Origin of the sequence: Halomonas sp. PA16-9 (assembly GCF_009728585.1) — a bacterium.
GTDB lineage: Bacteria > Pseudomonadota > Gammaproteobacteria > Pseudomonadales > Halomonadaceae > Vreelandella > Vreelandella titanicae.
The window spans coordinates 2,247,285-2,269,024 of sequence record NZ_CP040451.1 but is presented as its reverse complement, the minus strand read 5'-3'; the positions used below and the strand labels follow the sequence as shown (position 1 = coordinate 2,269,024).

Here is a 21,740-nt window from a genome sequence, read left to right as displayed (position 1 = left end):
GATGGAATCCACTAACACAGCGATCAAGTTACAGCGCATTTGGCTAGAGACACTGAATGACGCAACGCGTCACGAACTAGACTTCTTTTCAACCGTGGCGATTTCCTGCAGTAAGCTGACAAGCTGCATGCTGGGTCTTGAGGGTCTGCTAACGCCATCATCTATGATGTCCTGCTATCACGAAATCACTGGTGATATGACAGAAGCGACGTTAAAACGCGTGCATAAGGTATCAAAGCTCAGTGATGATCTAAGAGAGCGCATTTGGTGTGAAATCTAAAATTCTGCAAGGATCGCGCGACTTTTTCTAAAGGGCTAACCTGAGATAGGACAAGGGCATGACGGTTGAAACCATCAAAGACATACTGGAACTGACCCGGCGGTTGCATGCCAATCTGGCCGATAAACTAAAGCGCGCCGCCAGGGACACCCAGCATGAAAAGCTGCGCATGTTACTTGACTATCTTTCCCAACATGAACAAAAGCTTAGCCGGGTCATAGCGTTGAGCGAGCAAGATGCAGAGAAAGCCGCGCTCCAAACGTGGTGTGCAGAATACTTTGACAAGCACCCTTTCAAGCTTGAAACACTGGGTAATTTAGACTTTGCCAACATGAGCACTGACGATGTCTTGCGCTCTTTGCTAGCAGTACATGATCGTATTATTGATCTCTATCGCTATTTATCGACACGGGCTGAAGTCTCGTCCACCGAGGAATTATTGAATGGCCTCCTCGCTTTAGAACAACACGAAATCATGCGCATGATACGAGACGCGGAAAAGCTGGAAGATCTTTAGTCATAGCTACAAGTTCTAGCGCTCATGCTGTTTGACCTTACTCAGAAAACCGTGGGGTGTAACGCCACCATCGGCCCGATTAAAACAGGTTTGAGCATAACGCGAGCTGTACCAAGTGTATTAGATGCCATATAGCGCTCAATAGAGCAACTTACTAATCAACATTAACGGGTACATCATGTCTACTCAAGATAGAAAGGCCTTGCTAGACAACCTACGGTTAGAGCTCAAAGCCCGCATCCATCACTATGAAGAACACCAGCATCGAAGCAGTGGCGCTCTGAATAAAGATCTTGATGATCAGGCGGTAGAGGTTCAAAACGACGAAGTTGTCGCGCGGCTGGAGGAAGAAGTCAGGCTAGAACTGGCCCAGGCCGAACGCGCCTTGGCACGCATCGCTGCCCAGGTCGGAGACTTATGCGAGGAATGTGACAAGCCCATCGCACCAGATCGTCTCAAGGCCTTGCCCTACACAACCCGCTGCAAAAACTGCGCCGATCTGTAACAAGGGCGAAACCTCCTCCAATAAGGCCCTCTAGTAAGCCGCATTGAGGTTAGCATGGACAAACGTTACCAAGCATATATCCTCTTTTTTATTTTCGGCTATATTGTTGTCCTATTGGCTCAGGACTTCATTGCGGAGGAGCGTTCCTACGAACCGATTCCCTATTCCGAGTTTCGACATCATCTTGAGCAAGGCATCATCAACACGCTTGATGTTAGTTCAGAGCGGATCAAAGGCACCTACAATACGCCACTCTCCGACGGTACTACTGGCTTCACCACCTATCGCATCGACCCGACCTTGGCCAATGACCTAGCCCAATACGATGTCACTTTCAATGGTGCGCCTAGTGAGTCATGGCTGACCTCTATGCTTTCTTGGCTCTTGCCGTTCCTGCTCGTATTCGCTATCTGGGGATTTTTCCTGCGCCGTATGGTATCTAGTCAGGGAGGCCTTGGCAGCATGATGACACTGGGCAAATCGAAAGCCCGTGTTTATGTTGAGACCGAAACCAAGGTGACCTTCGCCGACGTGGCTGGCATTGACGAAGCCAAGGATGAACTCAAGGAAGTAGTGGCCTTTTTGCGCGACCCACAGCGTTATGGTCGCCTGGGGGCTCACGTGCCGAAGGGCATCCTTCTGGTTGGTCCTCCTGGCACTGGCAAGACGCTACTGGCCCGTGCCGTGGCTGGCGAAGCTGGCGTTCCCTTCTTTTCGATTTCAGGGTCCGAGTTCGTAGAGATGTTCGTCGGTGTGGGGGCAGCCCGAGTTAGAGACCTCTTTGAGCAAGCTGCAAAAGCCACGCCGTGTATCATTTTTATTGATGAGCTGGATGCACTCGGCGGCGCCCGAGGGCTTGGTATGCTCGGTGGCGGTCATGACGAAAAGGAACAGACCCTCAACCAGCTACTAACTGAGCTAGATGGCTTTGATACATCATCCGGGATTGTACTTCTGGCCGCGACTAACCGACCCGAGATCCTTGATCCCGCCCTGCTGCGTGCAGGACGTTTCGACCGTCAGGTTTTGGTCGATCGCCCCGAGCGGCGGGGACGTATTGCCATTCTCAATGTACATCTAAAACACCTCAACAAGCTGGCGCCTGATGTCGATGCCGAGCAGATAGCCGCCTTGACCCAGGGTTTACCGGTGCTGATCTAGCCAACTTGGTCAATGAAGCGGCTCTGCTAGCCACGCGCCGTGATGCCGATGCGGTGACACTAAGCGATTTTACACTCGCGGTGGAACGCATCGTTGCCGGACTGGAGAAGAAAAGCCGTGTGCTTAATGAACATGAGCGACGCGTAGTAGCGCATCACGAAATGGGCCATGCTCTCGTCGCCGCTTCGTTGCCTGGAATGGACCCCGTACACAAAATCTCTATCATTCCACGTGGGGTTGGCGCCTTGGGCTATACACTCCAGCGCCCAACAGAGGAGCGTTTCCTGCAAACGGTTGCCGACCTAAAGAGTCGTATGGCAGTGCTGATGGGCGGCCGAGCCGCCGAACGCATGATTTTCAACGAAATCTCCACTGGAGCGGCTGATGATCTGGCCAAGGTGACCGATATTGCCCGTAGCATGGTCACCCGATTCGGAATGAGTGAGGAAGGCGGACAAGTCATTTATGAGGAAGACCGGCAAGCATTTCTAGGCGACAAATTTGGGCTCGCAAAGCCCAAGACCTACTCCGAGGAAACAGCCCGTGAAATCGATACTGCCATACGCAGACTGGTCGACGACGCTTTTGATAGTGCCACCCAGATACTGACCCGCCGTCGCAAGGTACTGGAGACCGGTGCCGCCATGCTGCTTGAGCGTGAGACGCTGACCGCCCAAGATTTTCCGCCTATCGGGGAAGTAGCAGAGATAGCTGACAGGCCAGCGACGGATCGAATATAAAGCACTCTTGACCCATAGGTACGATAGGCTCGACTAAAAAACATAATGACTACTTTGTCTGACCTATTACAGCAAAGTGTGGATTTATTGATAATGGTCACGATAAGACGAGGAGAGGCATTTTAAAATAACAATAACCTTTTACTATAGGCTCTTAAAGTAACAAAAGAGGCATCTAGCCGGCCAACGGACATTTGCGTAATGAATGTCTCGCCCCCCTTAGCCCCGAACAAGTATGGAGTGATTCGTGGAGTTCAAGGATTATTATCAAATACTTGGGATCGATAGAGCTATCGCCATCCCCGACATCAAGAAGGCCTATCGCAAGCTGGCGCGCAAGTATCATCCTGATATTAGCAAGGAGCCCGATGCTGCCCTGCGTATGCAGGAAATCAATGAGGCTAAGGCGGTGCTTACCGATCCCGAGAAACGTGCGGCTTACGACCAACTGGGAGAGCATTATCGTGCTGGGCAGGAGTTCCGGCCGCCGCCAGATTGGGATGCAGGTTTCGAGTTCTCGGGCAGAAATTACGAAGATGTCGACCTTGGTGAGTTCAGTGACTTCTTCACCGATCTATTTAGCCACGTTGGTCGGCGAAGCACCGGGTCACATCACCGTGTGCGTGGATTGGATCGTCATGCAAAAGTTTTCATCGACTTGCGCGACACCTATGACGGTGCAACACGCTCGGTGACTTTGCATGCGCCACAGACTGATCCACAAGGACATGTCTACCTGCAGCAGCACAATCTCAAGGTGCGCATTCCTAAGGGTATCACTGAAGGTCAGCATATCCGCTTAGCGGGACAGGGCCACCCTGGTACAGGTGGGGGCGAGTCCGGCGACCTTTATCTGGAAATACACTTTACACCGAACCCCGACTATCGCGTGGAAGGCAAAGATGTGTTCGCAACCCTGCTGGTTGCACCTTGGGAGGCCGCTCTCGGTACGTCTCTCACGATGCCCACACCCTCTGGACAGGTTCAACTGAAAGTGCCCAAAGGTTCCCAAAGCGGTAGAAAGTTACGATTGAAAGGCCGAGGCATTCCCAGTTCTGAGCCTGGTGATCTCTATTTCGTCCTGAACGTGGTATTACCTCCGGCCAATACCGATAAGGCACGCCAACTGTATGAAAGTATGGCGCGTGACATACCATTCAACCCGCGTCAAAAGAGGTAGATCATGGTTGAAAACAACATAGTCGATGGTGAAATACTCGACGAAACTACCCTTACACTGGAAGAGTTCGCGCATGCATGCGCCGTAGAAAGGCAATGGGTGAAAGAGCGGGTCGAGAGCGGCATGCTCGGCGATGGCACTCACTACGTCTCTCAATGGCGATTCACCAGCCACGATCTTATTCGGGCTCGCCGCCTTCGCCAAATGGAGTACGATTTCGATGCTGTCCCAGAGCTAGCCGCTCTGGTCGCCGACTTGTTTGAGGAGATTGAGCGACTAAAAGGACGGCTCAGAGCGGCTGGACTGCCCTTCCATTAAGTCGCTAGTCCATGACCACTTATGGGATTGATGAATGCTGCATTGATTTATGTTGCCGTTGCCCCCTGCTCCAGGGTTTGTTCGGCCATAAACAACGCGCCGAAAGTAGCTGGCTGAATCATTCTTGTGCTTTTCTAAGTCTTACCAAGGCGCCAAAGAAGAACACGCTTCCAATGATGGCCAGCGCCAACAAATGCGGCCAGACAATTCCCAATCCGGCGCCACGAAAGAGAATGGCCTGAGCAAGCTCGACAAAGTGAGTGGTTGGGGCGACGAACATAATGCGCTGCACTAGATCTGGCATGCTTTCACGCGGTGTCATCCCGCCCGAGAGAATCTGCAGGGAATCAGTACCAGAATGATTAATAGCCCCAATTGCGGCATCGAGCGCGCCATCGTACCCAGAAAAATCCCCATCGATGTGGTCGCGAACAGCAGTAGCGTGGCGCCGAAAAGATAGAGCATCTGCGAGCCGCGAAGAGGTACTTGCAGCCAACCCTCGACGATAATGCGTAGTGCGAAGACCGAAGCCAGCAGCACGACCAACCCCATCGACCAGACCTTGGCCAACATGATCTCGAACGAGGTGACCGGCATGACCAACAAATGCTCAATGGTGCCGTGCTCTCGTTCACGGATCAACGCTGCTCCTGTCAGGATAATCGACAACATGGTGATTTGATTGATAGCTTCATTAATGGCGCCGAACCAAGTTCGGTTGAGATTAGCGTTGAATTCAGCACGAACCACTGCCTCAATGCGGCCCGGTGATGATTGCTGGTATGCTCCGATGAAATCGGCCACCTCATCACTGATAATCCGCTGGATATGCCCAGCTCCCGTGAATGCCTGGCTGATCTGGGTAGCATCGACATTCAACTGAACGGTCGGCTGTCGAGCGGCCAGCAGATCACGCTGAAAGTTAGGAGGAATATTAAGTGTAAAGGTATAACGCCCCGCATCCATGCCGCGATCCATCTGGCCAATATCGATAAATTCGGGCGGCAAAAAATAGGGAAGTTGAAAGGCATTAACAATACGCAAGGATGCCTGAGATCGATCCTCGTCGACGATGGCTACGCTAGCCCGGAACGGCGCCTCCGGCTCGCCAGTGGCACTCAGGTAGATCCCCAAAGTAAACGAGTAAACGATCAGTAACATCAGAGCCGGGTCGCGATACAGGCTGCGTATTTCCTTGATACCCAGTTGCAGAATATTGGCAAACCTGGCCATGTCAGCGCTCCTGCTTCCTAAGCCCCAAAACACTAAACAACGTCAGTACGGGGATAGTAATCAGCAGGGCCAGAAAATACGGTGTCAAATCTCCCAAACTAAGCGCTTTGGAAAACACGCCTCGACTGATAATCAGAAAATGGCTAGTGGGGTAGATATGTCCAATGACAGCCGCCCCTCCTTGCAGCGCAGAAACCGGAGAGAGTAGCCCCGAAAACTGGATCGCAGGCACCAGTGTAGCGATGGCGGTACCGAAGATAGCGGCAATCTGACTATGCAGAACCGATGACATCAACAATCCCATCCCCGTGGAACAGGCGACATAGAGCAGCGCTCCTAGGCTCAATGTCAGCAGGCTCCCCTTCACTGGGACGCCAAAGGCCAGAACGGCGAACGTCACTAAGGTGGCGAAATTGATCATCGCCAGCATTATGTAGGGCAACTGCTTGCCAAGCAGAAATTCCAACCGAGAAACCGGCGTGACGTAAAGATTGATAATAGAACCGAGCTCTTTCTCACGAACGATTCCCAGTGCAGTAAGCATCGCCGGTATCAGCATGAGCAGTAACGGGATCATCGCCGGGGCCATGGCTGGCAGGCTTCTAACATCGGGATTGTAGCGGTAGCGAATGGCAATCTCGACAGGAGAAGAGGTTCCAGCACTTTCACTCAAACGAGCTACGGTCTCAGCATGAATCCCCTCCACATACCCTTTGATGGTATCGGCCCTGACCGGCATGGATCCGTCGACCCAGTAAGCAACTTTGGGCACATTGCCACGCTTGAGATCGCGGCCAAACCCTGGCGGAATTTCCACCGCCAGGCTAATGTCGCCGCTGCGTAGACGTTGCTGTACATCGGTGTAGTCGGTCAGAGGAAACTTCTCGGTGAAATAACGCGATCCCGTTAGATTGAGAGTATACGCTTGGCTGGTAGTGGTCTGGTCACGATCGAGCACGGCATAGGTCAGATGTTCGACATCCATATTGATGCCATATCCCATGATAAACATTAGGATCAGACTACCCAGCAGCGCCAGCGTGGCGCGTATCGGATCGCGACGTAGCTCCAGGGTCTCTCGGTGGGTATAGCTGAACAAACGACGCAGGCTAACGGTCAGCCCGCCTGACCGGGTCGACGGGTGCGGTTTTAGAGAGGTAGTTGTCGGCTTTTCGGGCTCGGCTTCATCTATCTTGCTAGCCTCCTTCAGGTACGCCATAAAGGTAGCTTCTAGTGTGGGTAAGCCACGCGACGCTAGTAGCCCCGCAGGGGTGTCGGTGGCTAATACGCGCCCTGCATGCATCAGGGCAATTCGGTCGCAGCGCATTGCCTCGTTCATGAAGTGGGTGGAGATGAAGATCGTCACTCTCTCTCCACGGGAGATCTGCCCTAACAGCAGCCAGAAATCATCGCGTGCAATCGGATCCACTCCAGAGGTGGGTTCGTCGAGAATCAATAACTCAGGACGGTGAATAACAGCCACCGCCAACGACAGCCGCTGGCGCACACCTAGGGGAAGCGCTGTCGGTAATTTGTCAGCCACTGCTGTGAGGTCAAAACGATCCAGCATCTCCCTCACGCGAAGGGAGCGCTCAGCCTTAGGAAGATGAAACAGGTGCGCATGCAATTCAAGATTCTGACGAAGCGTCAGTTCCGTATAGAGAGAAAAACCCTGGGACATGTAGCCCACCCGACGGCGCGTAGCGATATCGCGTGGATCGACGGGCTTATCGAATAGCAATGCCTTTCCTTCACTGGCGGATAGTAGCCCAGTGAGCATCTTCATCGTGGTGGTCTTTCCACAGCCATTAGATCCCAGGAAACCAAATATTTCACCGCGTTCGATACGAAAGTCAGCGTGATCCACGGCGACGAAATCGCCGAACCGCTTGGTAAGTCCATGGGCCTCAATGGCTATATTGGCATCAGGTTGACGCGGCGTTATCTTGAAGTCTCGATGCCTGCGCCGTTTAGTCTTGGGTAATAACCTGATAAAAGCTTCCTCAAGCGTTGCGCTTTCCGTCGCTGCCAGCAGATCGTGGGGCGAGCCAGTATTCAGTACCTGTCCCTCATTCATGACCACCAACCAGTCGAAACTTCGAGCCTCCTCCATATAGGCAGTGGCAACTAGTACGCTCATACCTGGGCGCTTGCCCCGTATCCTACCAATCAGTTCCCAGAACTGGGCGCGTGACAAAGGATCGACGCCAGTGGTGGGTTCATCGAGTATCAATAGGTCGGGATCGTGGATCAGCGCACAACATAGCCCCAGTTTCTGTTTCATTCCGCCGGAGAGCTTGCCGACAGGACGTTCCGTGAACCCAACCAGCCCAGTACTGTGCACAAGTTCGGCAATACGACTATGCCGGTTCCGGCGATCCAGACCGAATAGTCGGCCGAAGAAATCGAGGTTTTCAAAGACTGTCAGAGTGGGATAGAGGTTCTTTCCCAACCCCTGAGGCATATAGGCAATCCGCCAGCACACCTGTTTGCGATGTCGCCCTTCTGCCATGTCACCGCCTAACACGACAACTTTACCCTGCTGAATTTTCCTGGCACCGGCGATCAGGGCCATCAGACTGGACTTACCCACGCCATCGGGTCCGATCAATCCCACCATACTGCCAGCGGGGATGGCCAAATTTAGGCCAGATAAGGCATGCACTGAACCATAGCGCAAGCTGACACCTTCAAGCTGTACCACAGGTTTATCAGGGATCATGGCGTCACATTGACCTTCAGTTCTTCGGGCCAATCGAGCGTATCATCAAGCTTGAGATAGGCCATGCCCGGCAAACCGGTTTTGACTTGATCCAGATGCTGTTCAAGTAGCGCAGGGTCGATACGAGCCTTAACTCGAAACATTAACTTTTCACGTTCGCTAGCCGTTTCCACGGTCTTGGGCGTGAATTGGGCCACGCTGGAGACGTAGCTGACGTTAGCCGGGATCACATACTGAGGTGCTGCATCTAGCACCAAGTGCACGTCAGCACCCAGCGCAACACGCCCGGCTTGACGCTCGGGCAGGAAAAAGGTCATATACACATCGGTCAGATCGATGAGATTGAGTACCACGCCCCCCGCTGACAGCACTTCACCGGGCTGAGCGACACGATACTGAACCCTAGCCACCCGGTCACTGCGCAGCTGGCTGTCTTCAAGATCTGCCTCTAATTTGTCCACCGTGGCGCTCGCCGCCTCAATGGCCGCCTGTGACTCAATGACCTGTGAATCGGCTGCCTCAATAGCCGCCACGGCAGCGAGTACACCCGCACGCGCTGCCGCCAACGCGGCTTCGGTACTCTCCAAGCGGGCTAAGTCATCGTCGAGTTGCTGCCTTGACAAAGCATTGCGAGCGACCAATGCCAGAGTTCTTTCATAACGCTTTTGAGCCGCCGTTAGCTCGGCTTGCCGTTGCAGAACGGTGGCATCGGCAGCCGTTTTTTCGCTCTGTCGTTGAGCTACTTGTGCCTGGGCGGTGCGTGTCGCGCTCTCGGCCTGTCGAACCTGTGCCATGGCCTGTCCCAGCTCGGCTTCTAGCACCTTCGTGTCCATACGCACCAAAAGCTGATTCGGCTCGACCTGCTCTCCTTCGCCAACAAACACTGCTTCGATGCGCCCCGCCTGCTTGGTAGCGATATCGATTTCTGTCGCTTCAATCCTTCCATTACCGCTGACAAAACCATCACCCAGCCCATCGGGTCGGAACTCCAGCCATACCAGCACACCGGCAATGAATACAACTCCAGCAATTATTAATATTCGCCATAACACTTTTTTCAGCTTGGAGGACACAACAGAGCTTCCTTGATTCTCTAATTATTCAGTAGGAAAAAAGATAACGACTGATGTCATTATTGACCTTTACAACCACCATGAAACTGGAAAATGTACATTTGGTGATACAGATCAAGAATATTCTCCAAATATCTTGCATTCCTGATATCAATTCTTGAATGACACTAGGCTTAAGAGCCTGTCCCTGCTGAGTAGGAGGCTAGACTTGAAAAAGGCTTGCGCGAAGTATAAGTCACTTGCTTTAGATGAAGCAGAAGCGAGGCTGCATACCAAGTAACCATGTCGTCGATACGACTCCAGGGAAACCAGCGACTATCTTCGTGATATGTCAACTTCGGTGGTTTAAATGTAGCGGGTGCCTAATAGTATAAAGAAATCCAAACATGAAACATGTGGATCATTATGCTTTTTACAGAATAATGTTTATAGAAGGCACATGGCAACACAGCTCTCGAAGGATAACTACATAAAGCTATGACACGTAACTGAGGCAGGATCGAAGGGAAAATCAGAAATGGAGGCGGCCCCAAAAGCCACATCCCGGCACACGCAGCCACCACTACCGTTGCTCCCTTCCGGGCCTGGCGGGGTTCGCAGTTTAGCGTTGCGGGAGGACCTAAGGGACCACCATAACGGCACACTCTGTTATATATTAAGTGTGCTGAGGCTGATGTGGTGGCTACGCCCTGATTTGAACAGGGGACCCCATCATTATGAGTGATGTGCTCTAACCAGCTGAGCTACGTAGCCTTTCCCTCATCAACGGGTGCAGATTATGCCTACCTTAATGACGAAAGGCAAGCCGGATTCCGGCTTGCCCTGCTAGTCAACAAAGCGTATCGAAATTGACTTACTGAATAGCGGCGCGCACGGCCTCTGCACCTGGCTCGCCGTCTCGTGTTGTAACGCCGTCTAACCACTCGTCCAGTAGGCTATCATTAGCCTTCAAATAGTCACGTGCGGCATCACGGGGATCTTCGCCATCATCCATGATCGCGCTCATGAGCTGATTTTCCATTTCCAGCGTGAAGGTCATATTGCGCAGCAAGGTACCCACATTCGGGCACTCATCCACGAATCCCGCTCGGGTATTCGTGTGCACAGTCGCGCCGCCTAAATTTGGGCCAAAATAGTCGTCGGCATCAGCAAGATAAGCCATATCGAAGTTAGAGTTCATGGGGTGCGGCTCCCAGCCCAAAAACACCATCCACTGCTCATTGGGTACCCGGGCGCGCAGTTCCGCCAACATTCCCGCTTCGCTGGAATCGATCACCTGCCAATCGCCTAACCCATAAGCATCATCATCGATCATCTGCTCAATGAGCTCGTTACCGTCGTTACCCGCTTCGATGCCGTGCACGCTACGCTCAAACTGCTCCGCATGCTCGGCCAAATCGTTAACCGACGTTACCCCCGCATCGTAAACGTACTGAGGCACTGCCAGGGTATACTTCGCCCCTTCCAGGTTGGTCGCCAAGCGCTCAACTTCACCGCGCTCGATATAGGGGTCACTAATAGAGGCCATCGAGGGCATCCAGTTACCCAGGAAGACATCGAAATCATTGTTGCGCATACCGGCGTAGGCAATCGGAACGGAAACTGTATCGACGCTTGGCTCATAGCCAAGCCCTTCAAGGACTTCGCTGGCGAGCGCAGTGGTGGCGGTAATATCTGTCCAGCCCACTTCAGCAAAGCGCACGCTGCTGCACTCGTTTGCATAGGCTGCCGTTGGCAGACCCGCTGCCAGCAATAAAGCACCTGCATAGCGTGAAGAAGTTCTGCTCATCATCGTAGTCCCCTTTTATAAGCTTATTGCCAATACATATTGCCAATACGTATTTCCAAAACATAGATACGAACACTCCGTTGCTGCAGTGGTCGCAGTGCGTAGCAATCACCGCTGTCTTTTTATTGATTGAACGTTCAATAAAAAAATGCCATCATTGTTAGGTAATCATGTCTACGCTCGGGTTTCAAGCAACGACCCTGTTAGGCATTCAACGAATTAGGAGAACGTCGTGCCAAAGGTGGGAATGGAACCGATACGCCGCCAGCAGTTAATCAACGCGACTATGGCAGCCATTGATGAAGTCGGCTTAGCCGAAACTACCGTGATGCGAATTGCCCGCCATGCGGGCGTGTCAGCGGGCATTATCAGCCACTACTTTGGCGGTAAAGATGGCTTGCTGGAAGCGACGATGCGGCAAATCCTGACCGACCTGTCCGGAGCCGTTGCGGTGCGTCGCCATGCGCTGGAAGACGACTCTCCCCGCGCCCATATCGGTGCCATTATTGAGGGTAACTTTGACCGCACTCAGGTCACCGGCCCCGCCGCCAAGACATGGTTAGCGTTCTGGGCCAGCAGCATGCATAAGCCTATGCTGCAGCGTCTGCAAAACGTCAATGATCGCCGTCTTTACAGCAATTTATGTCACCAGTTCCGACGTGTTATGCCCCGCGTAGAAGCCCGCAACGCAGCACGCGGCTTAGCCGCCATGATTGATGGGCTATGGCTGCGTGGCGCACTAACGCCAGAAGGCCTTGACGCCGAAGAGGCCCGCTACCTTGCCCACACCTATCTCGACCAGCTTTTTGCTCATCATGGATGCACCAACAAAGCATCCAATATTTACCTTTAATTTTCTGATTCTTGGAGATCGACATGGCCGCTCAAGACGTACAGCCACTTTATATTGATGGTCGCCAGGTAAACGCCACTTCAGGCGATACTTTTACCGTTACCAACCCCTTCGATGGCAGCCTGCTGGCCACTATCGGCCAAGCCAGCCAAGCGGATGTTGACACCGCGGTCGCCGCAGCCCAGCGCGGCCAGCGCGAGTGGGCCGCGATGAGCGGCATGGAGCGCTCACGCATCCTGCTGCGCGCCGTCGCGCTGCTGAGGGAGCGCAATGACGAGCTAGCTGAGCTTGAAACCCGCAATACCGGCAAGCCGATAAGCGAAACGGCCAGTGTCGATATCGTTACCGGCGCAGATGCGTTGGAGTACTACGCGGGCCTGGCGCCGGCTATTGAAGGCAGCCAGATCCCCCTTCGCGACAGCTCTTTTGTGTACACTCGCCGCGAGCCCTTGGGTGTCATTGGTGCCATTGGCGCCTGGAACTACCCGATCCAAATCGCCTGCTGGAAAGCCGCCCCGGCGCTGGCGGCAGGCAACGCAGTGGTATTCAAGCCCAGCGAAGTGACCCCGCTGACCGTGATGAAACTAGCGGAAATCTTTACCGAGGCAGGCCTGCCCAACGGCGTCTTTAACGTGGTTCAGGGCGACGGCCGCGTGGGCGCCATGCTCACCGAGCACCCAGGCATCGCCAAAGTCTCGTTCACCGGCGAAGCAGGCACCGGCAAGAAAGTGATGGCCGCCGCTGCTAGCTCAACGCTGAAAGACGTCACCATGGAACTGGGCGGCAAATCGCCGCTGCTGGTGTTTGCAGATGCCGACCTTGATCGCGCTGCAGACGCCGCCATGATGGCCAATTTCTACTCCAGCGGCCAAATCTGTACCAACGGCACGCGGGTATTTGTTGAGCGCAGCGTTAAAGATGCTTTTGAAGCCAAACTGGTGGAGCGCGTTAAGCGCATCAAAGCAGGCGACCCCATGGATCCCAGCGTCAACTTTGGTCCCCTAGTCAGCTTCGAGCATCAGGAGAAAGTGCTCTCCTATATAGCCCTGGGCAAAGAGCAAGGCGCTCGCCTGCTCGTGGGTGGCGACGACTGGAACACTGGTAGCTTTGCCAATGGCGCCTGGGCTGCACCCACCGTGTTTACCGACTGCACTGATGAGATGCGTATCGTGCGCGAAGAGATCTTTGGCCCGGTGATGTCGGTACTCGCCTTTGATGATGAGGCGGAAGTCATTCGCCGCGCCAATGACACCACCTACGGCCTGGCCGCCGGTGTCTTCAGCGAAAGCTTGAACCGCGCCCACCGCGTGATCCACCAGTTGGAAGCGGGTATTTGCTGGATTAACACCTGGGGTGAGTCACCCTCGGAGATGCCGGTAGGCGGCTATAAAGAGTCGGGCATTGGTCGCGAAAATGGTGTTGAGACGCTCAATCACTACACCCAGACCAAGTCGGTACAAATCGAGATGGGGCCATTTGAGTCAGTGTTTTAACTCTAAGCACTAAGCTCCGCCGGTAGGCATAACACGAAGACGCTGTGAACCCACCCATGGGTGCTCGGCTTTTTCATCTGACCGCCAAGGATGGCGGGAATGCTGGAATCGCATGGAGCACTTTCCGGCCCTGAAAAGACGCTTCGCTTTTATGCCTACCGGCTCACTTCCTCGACTCGCCAGATTTCTTAAGGAGACACTATGTCTCAACCACGCGAATTTGATTACATCATTATCGGTGCAGGCTCGGCGGGCAATGTGCTCGCTACCCGCCTCACCGAAGACAGCAACGTCAGCGTATTGCTGTTAGAAGCGGGCGGGCCCGACTACCGCTTCGATTTCCGCACCCAAATGCCCGCTGCCTTGGCATTCCCACTACAGGGCAAGCGCTACAACTGGGCGTTTGAAACCGACCCCGAGCCACATATGGATGGTCGCCGCATGGAGTGTGGTCGTGGCAAAGGGTTGGGCGGCTCCTCACTGATTAACGGCATGTGCTATATCCGCGGTAATGCACTCGATTACGACAACTGGGCCAAACAGCCGGCCTCGAAGATTGGGACTACCTAAGCTGCCTGCCCTACTTCAAAAAGTGCGAAGCCCGCGACATTGGACCCAACAGCTACCACGGTGGCGACGGCCCGGTCAGCGTGACCACGCCCAAAGCGGATAACAACCCGCTTTATCGCACCTTTATTGAAGCCGGCAAGCAGGCTGGCTACCCGGAAACCGAAGACGTTAACGGCTACCAGCAAGAAGGCTTCGGCCCTATGGATCGCTTCGTCACGCCCAAAGGCCGCCGCGCATCAACGGCCCGAGGCTACCTGGATACCGCCAAACAGCGCCACAACCTCACCATCGAAACCCATGCGTTACCGATATTATTGAATTCGAAGGTAAACGTGCGGTGGGAGTACGTTATGAGCAGAAAGGCGAAAAACAGCAGGCCTACGCCCGCCGTGAAGTACTCCTGTGCGGTGGCGCCATCGCTTCCCCGCAGATTCTGCAGCGCTCAGGCATCGGCAACCCTGAACTGCTGAAGGAACTGGGTATCGAGACGGTTCACCCCTGCCCGGCGTAGGTGAAAACCTCCAGGATCACCTGGAGATGTACATCCAGTACGAGTGCAAAGAACCCATCTCGCTCTACCCCGCGCTAAAGTGGTACAACCAGCCCAAAATTGGTGCTGAATGGCTGTTCAATGGCACCGGCGTGGGCGCCAGCAACCAGTTTGAATCCTGTGGTTTTATCCGCAGCCGCGATGAAGAGGAGTGGCCCAATCTGCAATACCACTTCCTGCCCATTGCCATTAGCTATAACGGCAAGAGCGCGGTGCAGGCCCATGGCTTCCAGGCCCACGTTGGCTCCATGCGTTCAGAAAGCCGTGGTCGTATTCGACTTACCTCGAAAGATCCACACGCCGCGCCCAGCATCCTGTTCAACTACATGGCCAAAGAGAAAGATTGGGAAGAGTTCCGCGATGCTATTCGCCTGACTCGCGATATCATCGCTCAGCCAGCCTTTGATAAATACCGTGGTCGCGAGATAGCACCAGGGCCCGACGTGCAGTCGGATGCCGAGCTCGATGCCTTCGTCAAACAGCACGCCGAAACCGCCTACCACCTGCGGTAGCTGCCGTATGGGCGAGGGTGAAATGGCCGTCACCGACGGCCAGGGTCGTGTCCATGGTATTGAAGGCCTTCGCGTCGTAGATGCCTCACTGTTCCCGGTGATTCCCACCGGCAACCTGAATGCGCCCACCATTATGTTGGCCGAGAAAATCGCCGACCGTATCAAAGGCCATGAGCCGCTTCCCCGTGCCAGCGTTGACTATTACGTCGCCAACGGAGCACCGGCCAAACGCGCCTGAACATTTAGTCTGTTTTTTACTCCAAACGCCATGGCTTGTCGCCATGGCGTTTTTTTTGGCTACGTTAAAGGAACAAGCTACGCCAAACGTGCCTAAAAACTTGCGTGTGATAGCCCCATCTGCCAATATTCAAACAAGTGTTCGACTCAATATCTCAACAACGATGTTACTCGCGTTTTATTAACAACAGTCGGCCTGCAACAGTGGCCAGCAAAAAGAGAGATAACCTATGCTCACCCTACTTCTGATCGTGCTCGCCATTGTCGGCTTGCTCGTGGTCATGCGTCGCGAAGCAGGCGCTCCCGCGGCGCTAGCTGTGTTTGGCGTATTAGGCCTTGTTGGCCTACTGTTTGACGCGGAAATCATTGGTGGTCTGCTGCTTCTTGGCGCTGCGGCAGTAGCCGTGGCAGGCCTGCCTGCACTGCGTCGCAAGTGGCTCACACCGCGCTTATTCGCCACCTTTAAAAAAGTCGCCCCCAAAGTTTCCGCCACCGAGCGCACAGCTCTGGAAGCGGGCAGCGTTTCCTGGGACGGAGAGCTATTTTCAGGCAAACCCCAGTGGGAAAAACTGCTCGCCTTTAAAGACGATGGCCTACGCGACGATGAGAAAGCCTTCCTAGCCAATCAGTGTGCGAAAGCCGCTGGCATGTGCAACGCCTGGGACATCGCCCAGGAGCGCGCCGACCTGCCCCAGCAGCTTTGGGACTACCTGAAAAAAGAGGGTTTCTTCGGCATGATTATTCCGAAGGAGTACGGTGGTCTTGGCTTCTCGGCTAAGGCTCAGTCCATGGTACTGCAGAAGCTCTCCGTCAATGAAACCCTGATGGTGACCGTGGGCGTACCCAACTCCCTCGGCCCTGGCGAGCTGCTGCTTAAATACGGTACCCAAGAGCAGAAAGATCATTACCTGCCGCGCTTATCCGATGGCCGCGAGATCCCCTGTTTTGGCCTCACCGGCCCCCGCGCAGGTTCTGACGCTACCTCGCTGCCAGACACTGGCGTTGTATGTAAGCAAACCATTAACGGCGAAGAAGTGATCGGCCTGCGCCTTAACTTCGAAAAACGCTGGATCACTCTGGCGCCCATCGCCACAGTCGTTGGTCTTGCCTTCCGTCTGTTTGACCCGGAAAAATTGCTGGGTGACGAAGAAGATCGCGGTATTACCCTGGCGTTGATTCCCCGCAATACCGACGGCATGGAAATCGGCCGCCGTCACCACCCTATCGGCAGCCCGTTTATGAACGGCCCGATTATCGGCAAAGATGTCTTTGTTCCGCTGGACACCATCATTGGCGGCCCAGACATGATCGGCCAGGGCTGGCGGATGCTGGTGGAGTGTCTGTCTATCGGCCGCTGCATCACGCTGCCGTCAGGCGCCACCGGCACCGCGCGTTACGCCCTGGGCTGGAGCGGCGGTTTCACCCGTGTTCGTCGTCAGTTCAACGTGCCGGTTGCCGAAATGGAAGGTGTGCAAGAGCCCCTCGCCCGCATGACGGCGCTGGCCTATATCTCCCAGGCCACCGTGTATCAAACCGCCAATATGATCGACCACGGCGAAAAACCCGCCGTGCCCTCAGCCATCATGAAGAGCCAGTTGACCGAGTTCCAGCGCGTATTGCTTAGCGATGCGATGGACGTTCACGGCGGCAAGGCGGTCACTCTTGGCCCGCGCAACTACCTCGGTATCGGTTACAGCGCCAACCCGGTGGCGATCACCGTGGAAGGCGCCAACATCATGACCCGCAACCTGATGATCTTTGGTCAGGGTGCTATTCGCTGCCACCCCTACGTACTAGAAGAACTGGCCGCCAAAGACGCCAACGATATGCAGGCGTTCGATAAGCCTTCTTCGGTCACGCGGGCTTGATCTTTGGTAACGCTGCGCGCGCCTTTACCCTCGGCTTTGGCATTGGTAAAGCCAGCGTACCCTTCGACGGCCCCGCCGCCGCCTATGCCCAGGATATTGCCCGCCTCTCCGCTGGCTTTGGCCTGTGTGCCGATGCTGCCATGGCAAGCCTGGGTTCAGCGCTGAAGAAACGTGAAATGATCTCTGCACGGCTGGGGGATGTGCTGTCTAACCTCTATCTCACCTCAATGGTACTCAAGCAGTGGCAGGCAGGCAGTAAAGTAGAAGGCGAAGAGGCGCTGTTGCACTACAGCTGCCGCTTCCTGCTCCAGCGTGCCGAGCAGGCGTTTGTGGAGATTTTCGATAATCTACCCAACCGTGCGCTAGGTAAAACGCTCAACGCCGTAGTAATGCCCACCGGTCGCCGCTGGAATAAACCCCACGATGACCTGGCCCGGGATATCGCTAAGCGTGTGTCTACACACAGTGCCCTGCGCACCAAGCTGCTGGAAAACACCTGGGATGCAGACGACGGTGAACAGCGCAACCCGCTGGCGCGCTACAACGCTTTGCTGGTCGATTATGAACGCGCCGAGGCGATCTACCGCACGGTGAACAAGGCGTATGCTAAAGGCAAACTCCCGCAAACGGCGCTGCATCCTGAGGCACGTGTAGAAGCCGGTCTGGAAAAAGGCCTGATCAATGAAGAGGATGCCGACTTTATGCGTACCTTCGAGGCCGAAGTACTGGAAATGCTCACCGTGGACGATTTTGCCTACGATGCCTTTGCCAAGAATAAGTCCACGCTGATCGAGCACAACGGAAAACCTGTGGTAGCGCCTAAGCAGGAGGAAGAAAACGTTAAGTAATACCTCTTTTTCAAAGCATTACCTGTAAAGATAGCCGACTCCTGTATGCCAGGAGTCGGCTTTTTTGTGTTCACTTTCTACACCTAAATGCGTAGACCAAGGAACCAAAAACGCGTTGCAAGTTCGCAAACGATCAACTAGCCTTTCGTAAACGAAAACGATCTACCTTATCCAACAACAATGACGCTAGCGAGATCGGCATGTCCTTACATTTGCAAAATATCGATCACATCGTTAACGGTGTGCCCCATATCAGTGGGATAGACTTAGCCCTAGAGCCAGGATCCTTTAATGTGCTGCTTGGGCGAACACTTGCTGGCAAAACCACTTTAATGCGCCTAATGGCGGGGCTTGAACCACCCACCCGCGGCAAAATTATTATGGATGGCAAAGACGTCACGAACGTCTCAGTGCGTAAACGCAATGTCTCCATGGTGTACCAGCAGTTTATCAACTACCCCAGCCTCACCGTTTACGACAACATTGCGTCGCCGCTTAAACTGGCCAAACACCCAAAAAGCGAAATTGATAAACGGGTTGGCGAAATTGCTGAAATGCTGCATATCGAGCACCTGCTTAACCGCTACCCGCAGGAACTCTCTGGTGGCCAGCAGCAGCGTACCGCCATGGGGCGGGCCTTGATCAAAGATGCCGATTTAATTCTGTTTGATGAACCGCTGGTCAATCTGGATTATAAGCTCCGCGAAGAGCTACGCGATGAGTTGCGTGACCTGTTTAAAGCGCGTAACTGTATTGCGGTATACGCCACCACCGAGCCCAATGAAGCGTTAGCGCTGGGCGGTAACACGGCGGTACTGCACGAAGGCAGGCTTCTCCAATACGGCCCTACCGAGCAGGTCTATCGCGAGCCCAATGGCCGCTTTAGCGCAGAAATGTTCTCCGAACCCCCAATCAATATCGTTCCCGGTCAGCTGACCGACAGCGAGATCACCTTCGACCAAACGCTTCACTTTCCCTGCGATGACGAGCTAAAGCGTCTTGAACCGGGTGATTACGACTTTGGCGTGCGAGCTTCGCATCTCACTCTACCCCAACAGGCCGATGACCTGGCCCTGGATGTCCATGTGGATGTAGCGGAAATTAGCGGCTCTGAAACCTTCCTGCATGTTCGCCACGAACGCTTCCCCTTAGTGCTGCACTTAGCGGGTATTCACCAGTTTAGTGTTAATGAACCTCTGAAAGTTTACTTCCCCACCCATCAACTTTACGCCTTCGACAAGCAGGGTCACACGGTACATATTCCTGCACGTCAGGGAGGAGCTGCCCATGGCTGAGATCACACTAAAAGGCTTGGCGCACTCCTACGAAAAAACGCCCAAGGGTGCGGCGGATTACGCCATCCGGCAGATGGATCACGTATGGCACCAGGGCGGCGCCTATGCCCTATTGGGCCCATCAGGGTGCGGTAAATCGACCCTTCTGAACATTATTTCGGGCCTGCTTGAACCCTCGGAGGGTGACGTACTTTTCGACGGTCAGCGGGTCAATGAGCTGCCCCCAGAAGAGCGCAATATTGCCCAGGTGTTCCAGTTTCCGGTGATCTACGACACCATGACGGTGTTCGATAATCTTGCCTTTCCCCTGCGCAATATGAATACCCCCGAGTACCGGGTGAAACCCAAGGTACTCGAAGTCGCCGATATTCTTGAGCTGACCCCTTTGCTGGATCGTAAGGCCAAAAACCTGACCGCCGACGAGAAGCAGAAGGTCTCCATGGGCCGTGGGCTGGTACGTGACGACGTAACGGCGATTCTGTTTGATGAGCCGCTCACCGTTATCGACCCGCAGCTAAAGTGGAAGCTGCGTCGCAAGCTCAAAGAGATTCACGAGCGCTTCAATATCACCATGATCTACGTGACCCACGATCAGCTCGAGGCCTCTACTTTCGCGGATAAAATTGCCGTGATGTATGAGGGCCAGGTGGTGCAATTCGGCACCCCACGTGAGCTGTTCGAGCGCCCTGCGCATACCTTTGTGGGTTACTTTATTGGCAGCCCGGGCATGAATTTTATGGCCGTGGAATATCGCGACGATCAGGTAATGTTCGGCACACAGCCACTGCCGGTTAGCGAGCAGATGAAACACGCTGTCGCCAGCGCTGCCAATGCCAGCGCTAACGATATTAGCCATAACAATATAAAACTAGGCATCCGCCCCGAGTTTATCGCCATTTCCTCAAGTGAAGTGGCCAATAGCGTGCCGATTCAGGTGACCAGCGTGCAAGACCTGGGCACCTACTCCCTGCTGACCTTCAAACTCAACGAGCAAACGTTTAAGGCACGCCTGCCCGAAGGCCATCCGCCGGTCAGTGAAGCGGCGTTTGCGCACTTCGATGCTGCTCACGTAGCGCTGTATATCGATGAATACCTGGTGGAGGCTGGTCATGAATAACAAGGTACCCAATAACAGAGCCTGGCTACTGGTGCTTCCCATGCTGGTGTTGGTGGCCTTCTCCGCCATCATTCCGCTCATGACCGTGGTCAACTACTCGGTGCAGGACGTGCTCGGGCCGAACGCACGCTTTTTTACCGGCACTGAGTGGTTTCAAAGCATGCTCAACGACGACGCGCTGCAGGCAGCGTTTCTGCGCCAAATTTCGTTCTCGCTGATTATTCTGGCTATTCAGATTCCGCTAGGGATTGGCATCGCGCTCATTATGCCCAAACGCGGTTGGCAAGCCTCGGCGGTGTTGATCCTGATTACCCTGCCGTTGCTGATTCCCTGGAACGTAGTGGGCAGTATCTGGCAAATCTTTACCCGTGGCGATATCGGCTTAATGGGCTGGGGCCTGCGCGAACTGGGCATTGAATACAACATTACCCGTAATGCCGGCGACGCCTGGGTAACCATCATTTAATGGACGTGTGGCACTGGACGCCGCTGGTGGCCATGCTGTGCTATAGCGGTCTCCGCTCGATTCCCGAAGCCTACTATCAAGCAGCACGTATCGACCGTGCCTCAAAATGGGCGGTGTTCCGCTACATTCAGCTCCCCAAGCTAACCAACGTGCTGGTCATTGCCGTGCTGCTGCGCTTTATGCACTCTTTTATGATCTACGCCGAACCCTTTGTACTGACGGGCGGCGGGCCGGGCAGCGCCACCACTTTCTTAAGTCAATCACTAACCACTATGGCTGTCGGCCAACAGGATTTAGGCCCTTCTGCAGCTTTCTCGCTGATCTACTTCCTGGTCATTCTGCTGGTGAGCTGGGTGTTCTACACCACCATTATGAATATGCAGAAAGACAAACCGCCGCACGGAGGTGCCTAA

General features: G+C 54.2%; 15 protein-coding genes, 1 tRNA gene, 1 other RNA gene and 3 pseudogenes. 13 read left to right on the top strand and 7 right to left on the bottom strand.

What is annotated here, in order from left to right:
- Positions 1 to 338 precede the first annotated feature (338 nt).
- From FDY98_RS10450 to FDY98_RS10430, 6 genes are all read left to right on the top strand, one after another.
- Positions 339 to 797, top strand: coding sequence for a hypothetical protein (locus tag FDY98_RS10450; RefSeq protein WP_027959245.1), 459 nt, complete (start codon positions 339 to 341; stop codon positions 795 to 797).
- A gap of 178 nt (positions 798 to 975) precedes the next feature.
- Positions 976 to 1,302 (top strand): TraR/DksA family transcriptional regulator, encoded by a 327-nt coding sequence (locus tag FDY98_RS10445; protein WP_027959244.1) that lies wholly within the window; start codon positions 976 to 978, stop codon positions 1,300 to 1,302.
- Between the two features lie 54 nt (positions 1,303 to 1,356).
- Positions 1,357 to 2,463, top strand: a complete 1,107-nt coding sequence (locus FDY98_RS27730; RefSeq protein WP_340146473.1) for an ATP-dependent metallopeptidase FtsH/Yme1/Tma family protein — start codon at positions 1,357 to 1,359, stop codon at positions 2,461 to 2,463.
- A gap of 5 nt (positions 2,464 to 2,468) precedes the next feature.
- Positions 2,469 to 3,203, top strand: coding sequence for a hypothetical protein (locus tag FDY98_RS27725; RefSeq protein WP_340146472.1), 735 nt, complete (start codon positions 2,469 to 2,471; stop codon positions 3,201 to 3,203).
- 247 nt (positions 3,204 to 3,450) lie between these two features.
- Positions 3,451 to 4,383 (top strand): DnaJ C-terminal domain-containing protein, encoded by a 933-nt coding sequence (locus FDY98_RS10435; protein WP_027959242.1) that lies wholly within the window; start codon positions 3,451 to 3,453, stop codon positions 4,381 to 4,383.
- A 3-nt stretch (positions 4,384 to 4,386) separates the two neighbouring features.
- Positions 4,387 to 4,701 carry a chaperone modulator CbpM gene (locus FDY98_RS10430; protein ID WP_027959241.1) on the top strand — a complete coding sequence of 105 codons (315 nt, stop codon included), beginning with the start codon at positions 4,387 to 4,389 and terminating at the stop codon, positions 4,699 to 4,701.
- 118 nt (positions 4,702 to 4,819) lie between these two features.
- Here FDY98_RS10430 and FDY98_RS29465 read toward each other — a convergent pair whose 3' ends face one another.
- The 7 genes from FDY98_RS29465 to FDY98_RS10400 all read right to left on the bottom strand — a co-directional run bounded on the left by FDY98_RS29465 (position 4,820) and on the right by FDY98_RS10400 (position 11,521).
- Positions 4,820 to 5,005: a hypothetical protein gene (locus FDY98_RS29465; protein ID WP_442907913.1), complete on the bottom strand. Its 186-nt coding sequence runs from the start codon at positions 5,003 to 5,005 to the stop codon at positions 4,820 to 4,822.
- A 14-nt stretch (positions 5,006 to 5,019) separates the two neighbouring features.
- The gene (locus FDY98_RS10425) at positions 5,020 to 5,934 is read right to left on the bottom strand and encodes an ABC transporter permease (RefSeq protein ID WP_442907912.1); all 915 of its coding nucleotides are present in this window, start codon (positions 5,932 to 5,934) and stop codon (positions 5,020 to 5,022) included.
- A 1-nt stretch (position 5,935) separates the two neighbouring features.
- Complete coding sequence (gene rbbA, locus FDY98_RS10420; protein ID WP_027959239.1) at positions 5,936 to 8,656, bottom strand: ribosome-associated ATPase/putative transporter RbbA; 2,721 nt, start codon at positions 8,654 to 8,656, stop codon at positions 5,936 to 5,938.
- Entirely contained in the window at positions 8,653 to 9,729 is a 1,077-nt protein-coding gene (locus tag FDY98_RS10415) for an HlyD family secretion protein (RefSeq protein ID WP_027959238.1), read from the bottom strand. Before FDY98_RS10415 ends, rbbA begins: the two co-directional genes overlap by 4 nt.
- Positions 9,730 to 10,256: 527 nt before the next feature.
- Positions 10,257 to 10,353, bottom strand: an RNA gene (gene ffs / locus FDY98_RS10410) — signal recognition particle sRNA small type.
- Positions 10,354 to 10,405: 52 nt separating this feature from the next.
- A tRNA-Met gene (locus FDY98_RS10405) sits at positions 10,406 to 10,482 on the bottom strand.
- A gap of 100 nt (positions 10,483 to 10,582) precedes the next feature.
- On the bottom strand, positions 10,583 to 11,521 hold the full coding sequence (locus tag FDY98_RS10400; RefSeq protein WP_009286517.1) for a choline ABC transporter substrate-binding protein: 939 nt from the start codon (positions 11,519 to 11,521) through the stop codon (positions 10,583 to 10,585).
- Positions 11,522 to 11,750: 229 nt separating this feature from the next.
- On the opposite strand from FDY98_RS10400, the gene betI reads away from it, so the two are divergent.
- The 7 genes and pseudogenes from betI (at position 11,751) to FDY98_RS10365 (ending at position 21,740) form a co-directional block, all read left to right on the top strand.
- Positions 11,751 to 12,371, top strand: coding sequence for a transcriptional regulator BetI (betI, locus tag FDY98_RS10395; protein WP_009286516.1), 621 nt, complete (start codon positions 11,751 to 11,753; stop codon positions 12,369 to 12,371).
- 23 nt (positions 12,372 to 12,394) lie between these two features.
- Positions 12,395 to 13,864 carry a betaine-aldehyde dehydrogenase gene (gene betB / locus FDY98_RS10390; protein WP_027959237.1) on the top strand — a complete coding sequence of 490 codons (1,470 nt, stop codon included), beginning with the start codon at positions 12,395 to 12,397 and terminating at the stop codon, positions 13,862 to 13,864.
- Between the two features lie 201 nt (positions 13,865 to 14,065).
- Positions 14,066 to 15,734: pseudogene (gene betA / locus FDY98_RS10385) on the top strand (choline dehydrogenase).
- Positions 15,735 to 15,963: 229 nt separating this feature from the next.
- Positions 15,964 to 18,449 (top strand): annotated as a pseudogene (locus tag FDY98_RS10380) (acyl-CoA dehydrogenase).
- Between the two features lie 200 nt (positions 18,450 to 18,649).
- Positions 18,650 to 19,744 (top strand): ABC transporter ATP-binding protein, encoded by a 1,095-nt coding sequence (locus tag FDY98_RS10375; protein ID WP_155705811.1) that lies wholly within the window; start codon positions 18,650 to 18,652, stop codon positions 19,742 to 19,744.
- Positions 19,737 to 20,861 (top strand): ABC transporter ATP-binding protein, encoded by a 1,125-nt coding sequence (locus tag FDY98_RS10370; protein WP_027959234.1) that lies wholly within the window; start codon positions 19,737 to 19,739, stop codon positions 20,859 to 20,861. Before FDY98_RS10375 ends, FDY98_RS10370 begins: the two co-directional genes overlap by 8 nt.
- Positions 20,854 to 21,740 (top strand): annotated as a pseudogene (locus FDY98_RS10365) (carbohydrate ABC transporter permease). The gene FDY98_RS10370 and the pseudogene FDY98_RS10365 overlap by 8 nt, the downstream one beginning before the upstream one ends.